Origin of the sequence: Streptomyces sp. NPDC058955 (assembly GCF_042741435.1) — a bacterium.
Lineage (GTDB): Bacteria > Actinomycetota > Actinomycetes > Streptomycetales > Streptomycetaceae > Streptomyces.
Genome location: NZ_JBHYKM010000205.1, coordinates 1,909 through 6,846 on the forward strand (window position 1 = coordinate 1,909; position 4,938 = coordinate 6,846).

The following is a 4,938-nucleotide window of genomic DNA, read 5'->3' on the forward strand; positions in this document are numbered from 1 at the left end:
CGGGGGGGCCCGCCCCGCGGGGCGGGGGTGGGGGGCGGGGTGTCGAGGGCGGGGGGGGGGGCGGGGGGGCTGCGGGCGGTGGGGGGGGGGGGGGGGGTTGGGGGATTCCGTACCGGCCCTTCCGTCTGCCCCCAACGGGCTTATCCGAAGCGGCCGTTGACGTAGTCGGCGGTCCTCGGGTCGCTCGGCGCGCCGAACATCGCCTCCGTGGGGCCGTGTTCGACGATCACCCCGGGCGTGCCCTGTTCGGCGAGGAAGAAGGCGCAGGAGTCGGAGACCCGGGCGGCCTGCTGCATGTTGTGGGTGACGATCACGATCGTCACCTCGGACTTCAGCTCGGCGATGGTCTCCTCGACGCGCCGGGTGGAGGTGGGGTCGAGGGCGGAGCAGGGCTCGTCCATGAGGAGCACCCGGGGGCGGACGGCGAGCGCGCGGGCGATGCAGAGGCGCTGCTGCTGGCCGCCGGAGAGGGCGCCGCCGGGCTGCCGGAGCCGGTCCTTGACCTCGTTCCAGAGGCCGGCGCGGGTCAGGCACTCCTCGACGAGGGCGTCCTTCTCGTCGCGGCCGGCCCGGACGCCGCCGAGCTTGAGGCCGGCGAGGACGTTCTCGTACAGGGACATCGCGGGGAACGGGTTGGGCTTCTGGAAGACCATGCCGATCTCGCGGCGGGCGTGGGTGATGCGGCGGCCGCGGTCGTAGATGTCGGTGCCGTCGAGGAGGACGCGGCCCGACAGGGCTGCGGAGCCGATGAGTTCGTGCATCCGGTTGAGGATGCGGAGGAAGGTGGACTTGCCGCAGCCGGAGGGGCCGATGAGGGCGGTCACCTCGTGGGCGGGCATGGCGAGCGAGACCCGGTCGAGGACCTTGCGGTCGCCGAACCAGGCGGAGACGGCCTCGGCGTCGAGCGCGCCGGCGCGGCCGGCGCGGCCGGCCGGTGGTGTCCCGGTGGGGACGGGCGGCAGGGTGACGGTGTCGGCGAGGTCGGTCACGGTGGCATCAACTCCACGCTGTTCAGAGGAGGTTGGGGAGGAGGCGGGTGAGTTCGCCGGAGACGAGGACGCCGAGCGCGACGAGCACCGGGGTGGCGGCGATCCAGGTCTGGCGGGGGCCCCAGCGGCGGCGGGCGACGACGGTGAGGACGGCGGCGAGGAGGAGGGCCTGGGCGCCGAGGAAGACCTTCGGCCAGGCGGCGGGGTCGCCGGCGAGCGGTTTCTCGGCGGCGGTGATCCAGCCGGGCCGCAGCGGGCGGGGCGGGCTGGGCTGGGCGTCGGAGAGCAGTCTGGCGTCGACGAAGAGGAAGTCCTCGGGCGTGTACGCGCCGCCGCTCGCCGTCACCAGGGTCAGCCGGCCCTCGCCGTCCTTGAGGGCCGCCGGGGTGGGGTCGCCGGGGCGGCGGACGCCCGACACCTCGTAGACGGCCTCGCCCTGTCCGGTCGTCACCTCGACGCGGGCGCCGGGCGGCAGCCGGTGCAGGTCGTTGAAGGGGGATCCGTACCCCCACTGGCGGCCCATGAGCACGGCCTGGCCGGCCTGGCCGGGCAGCGGGGTGTCGCGGCGGTGGCCGGGCCCCGACATCAGGACCTCGGAGGTGGTGCCCTCGGCGACGACCTCGCGCAGTCCGAGGACCGGGATGCGGAGCAGGGCGACGGGGTCGCCGGGGGCGACCGCCTTGCCGTCGTAGGTCGTCTGCCCCACCGGGGCGGTGCCGAGGGCGAGTTGCTCGCGCAGCTCGTCGTAGGCGGTGGCCTGGTCGCGGGCGTGCTGGAGGTGGCCGACGACGGTCAGGTTGGCGGCGAAGCCGATGAGGAGGGCGGCGAGGACGCACAGCGCCGCCCCGGCCAGGCCGAGCCCGGCGCGGGGGGCGGCTGGTGCCGGTGCGGTGGTCACGGCCGGGCGACCGCCGTGCGGCGGCGGACCGTGATCACGGCGGCGGCGCCGAGCAGGCAGAGCGCGAGCGCCCCGAGCGCGGCGGAGGCGGCGGACGCGGCGCCGGTGGCGGCGAGGGAGCCGCCGGAGCCGCCGTGGGGGGTGGCGCCGGTGTCGCCGGAGCCGCCGGAGGACCCCGAACCGGACGTGCCGGACGTGCCGGAGGTGTCGGAGGAGCCGGACGGGTCGCCGGTGTCACCGGTGGTGCCCGTGGTGTCGTCGGTGGCGGTCCCGGTCGGCGTGGGCGTCGGGGTGGGCGTCGGGGTGGGCGTGCCGCTGGGGCCGTCCGTCGGCGTGGGCTCGTCGGTCGGTTCGTCGGTGGGCTCGTCCGTCGGCTCGTCGGTGGGGGTGTCCGTGGGCGTCGGGGTGGGCGTGCCGGTGGGGGCCGGGGTGCCGGTGGGGGTGGCGGTGCCCGTGGGGGTCGGGGTGGTGGCGGGGCCGGCCGCGAAGTCGTGGAGGGCCTGGGAGGGCGTGTAGGCGGCGGGGTCGGCGGGGGTGTACTGCGCGAGGACGGGGAAGACGAGGTTGACCGTGTCGTGCATGGTGGCCGTGACCTCCGCCGTGCCGGAGACCAGCTCCGCGGTGCCGAGCTCCTTGAGTTCGCCGGTCGCGGTGTCGAGCGTGACGAAGGCGACCGTGCCGGTCGCGGTGGCCGGCTGGATCCGCGCCCGGATCGGGAAGGGGCGCCCGGCGGGCGGGGTGGCGCTGTCGGAGCCGATCGTCAGGTTGGTCGCCTGCTGGCTGATGGCCGCCCAGTCGCCGCCGGTGACCTCGATCATCCGGGAGAAGTACGCGGTGCGGGCCTCGGAGTCCGCCGTCTCGCAGAAGAGGCGCAGCTCGTACCGTCCGTCCAGGGGCCCGGAGGGGACGAGTTCGCGGAGCCGGTCCTGGAGCGTGGCGTAGCCGGCGGCGGAGCCGGTGAGCGGGCCGGATATCGGGGTGGTGCCGAGCGGGCCGCCGGGGGCGACCTCGGCGATGGGCGCGGTGACGGTCGGGTCGCCGGGGTTGACGAGGGCGAGGACGCCCCTGGTGTACGGCTTGTCGGCCTCGGCCGGGGCGGGGCAGGGCCCGTCGGCGATGAGGGACGCCGGTCCGGCCGCGAGGGTGCCCGCGGCGGGGGTGAGGGTGAAGGTGCCGTGCCGGGTGGCGGCGGAGGCGGGCGTGGAGAGGGCCAGGACGATCGCGAGGGTGCCGCAGAGGAGGGCGAGGGCCGTGAGCAGCGCCACGGGCGATCTGAGGGTGGTGACCTTGGGCATGGGGTGGTGTTCCTCCGGGGCGGGTGGACGTCGCGGGCGGTGGGGCGGGGTATGCCGTGGGGCCGGGCACCACGGGGGTGCCCGGCCGGTGTGCGGTCAGGGGTGGCCGGCGGTCAGCGCTCGCCCTTGAGGGTGGTGGTGCCGCAGCCGGCGCCGAGGGTGCCGAAGCCGTAGGTGGTGATCGTGGTGGCGGCGGCGCAGACCTTGGAGGACGAGCCGACGAAGGTGGAGGCGACCGTGGCGTTGGTCAGCTTCGCGGTCGGGACGACGTTGTAGACGTCGCGGACGAAGGGGAAGGACAGGTTGAGCGTCTTGTCGGCGTTGCGCGGGGCGACGGTGCCGACGGAGCCGAGGACGGCCGCGCCGCGGCGGTCGGCGACGGCGCCCTTCTCCTGGGCGGTGTACTGGGCGACGGAGTACGGGGCGATGTCACCGGCGGTGTCGAGGACGGTGCCGTCGTTCTCCTGGGCGCCCTGCGTGACGCAGGAGCCGGGGGTGGTGACGCCGATGGAGGAGAGGAAGAACTGGCGGGTGCCGGAGTTGGCCTGCGGCAGCAGCGGGGTGAGCGCCACACCGTTGAGGGAGGTCAGGTTGCACTCGTAGATGTCCTTCAGCTGCGTGGCCGTCAGGTCGGACGGCAGCGTGCTGTCGGAGCGCTTCACCCAGGACACGGCGTCCTTGGCGAAGGGGATCCAGGTGAGGTCCGTGGTGCTGGTGTCGACGGGGCCGCGCGAGGAGCGGGCGAAGTCGAGGCAGCCGGAGTTGGTGTCCACGGCGTTGCGGAGCGCGTCGATGCCGGCCGAGGAGCCGTTCGGGCGGTTGATCACACAGCCGGTGGCCTTGGTCTTGATGGTGGCGGTGCCCGTGGCGTTCCAGGACGCGATGATCTTCTGGCCGAAGGCGTTGACGACGACGTCGCCGAGGCCGTTCAGGACGTCCTGGGTCGTGTCGGAGCCGACGCCGGCCAGGGTGCGGTACTGGGTGACCGGGTTGGGGTCGGCCTGGGCGGCCGGGGCGAGGGCGACACCGAGACCCAGGGCGGCGACACCGAGGGCGGCACCGATACGAGCGCGGGACTTGACGTTCACTTCTGATCTCCTCCGTGGAAACGGATGTCATGGAATGGACGCGCAAGCAAATCCGGATTCTTTTTCCCGGCCGGTCCGTCGACCGGCCGGGAATAAGAATTCCTTACCGGTGGATCCGGGAACCACCACGTTCAGTCTCTTTTCAGGTTACGAATTCCTGTCCTAGGTGAATCCGCGGGGGTCGGGCGCCGGCCGGCGAATCCCAGGACGGCGGGTCCGGCTATTCCGGCGACGCCGCCGACGACCAGCACGCCGAGGAGGATCCAGCGGACCCGGCCGAGCAGTCCGGAGGGGGTGGTGCCGGTGGAGGCGGCGAGCTGCTCCCCCGGCGGCCCGCCCGCGCCCGGCCCGCCCGCGCCGCCGCCGGTGCCTCCGGTGGGGCCGCCGGGCGGGGCGGAGGTCGGCGCCCCGGGTCCCGTGCCGCCGTCGGAGCCGGTGCCGGTGCCGGAGGTGCCGCCCGCGCCGGAGTCCGTGCCGCCGTCACCGGTGGAGCCGGTGCCGGTGGCGCCGCCGTCTGCGGAGGTGCCGCCGGCCGGGCCGGTGCCGGGGCCGCCGCCGGTGGAGCCGGTCGTTGCCGGTCCGCCCCGGCCGCCGGGCCCCCCCCCCGGGGCCGGGCCCGGCCCCCGGGGGGGGGGCCCCGCGCGCGGGCGGCCTGGACCGACGGCGCC

General features: G+C 75.5%; 4 protein-coding genes. All 4 read right to left on the bottom strand.

From position 1 onward, the window contains the following. Positions 1 to 140: 140 nt before the first annotated feature. Complete coding sequence (locus tag ACFW1I_RS37515) at positions 141 to 962, bottom strand: phosphate ABC transporter ATP-binding protein (RefSeq protein WP_384678471.1); 822 nt, start codon at positions 960 to 962, stop codon at positions 141 to 143. Positions 963 to 1,011: 49 nt separating this feature from the next. Next, positions 1,012 to 1,887 (bottom strand): sortase, encoded by an 876-nt coding sequence (locus ACFW1I_RS37520; protein WP_384678465.1) that lies wholly within the window; start codon positions 1,885 to 1,887, stop codon positions 1,012 to 1,014. Then, positions 1,884 to 3,182, bottom strand: coding sequence for a hypothetical protein (locus ACFW1I_RS37525; protein ID WP_384678467.1), 1,299 nt, complete (start codon positions 3,180 to 3,182; stop codon positions 1,884 to 1,886). Before ACFW1I_RS37525 ends, ACFW1I_RS37520 begins: the two co-directional genes overlap by 4 nt. A gap of 113 nt (positions 3,183 to 3,295) precedes the next feature. Further along, positions 3,296 to 4,270 carry a substrate-binding domain-containing protein gene (locus tag ACFW1I_RS37530; RefSeq protein WP_384678469.1) on the bottom strand — a complete coding sequence of 325 codons (975 nt, stop codon included), beginning with the start codon at positions 4,268 to 4,270 and terminating at the stop codon, positions 3,296 to 3,298. Positions 4,271 to 4,938: the final 668 nt, after the last annotated feature.

Bases quoted from the DNA above. Each gene is read 5' to 3' on its own strand.
- ACFW1I_RS37525 (WP_384678467.1), bottom strand. From the start codon at position 3,182: ATGCCCAAGGTCACCACCCTCAGATCGCCCGTGGCGCTGCTCACGGCC.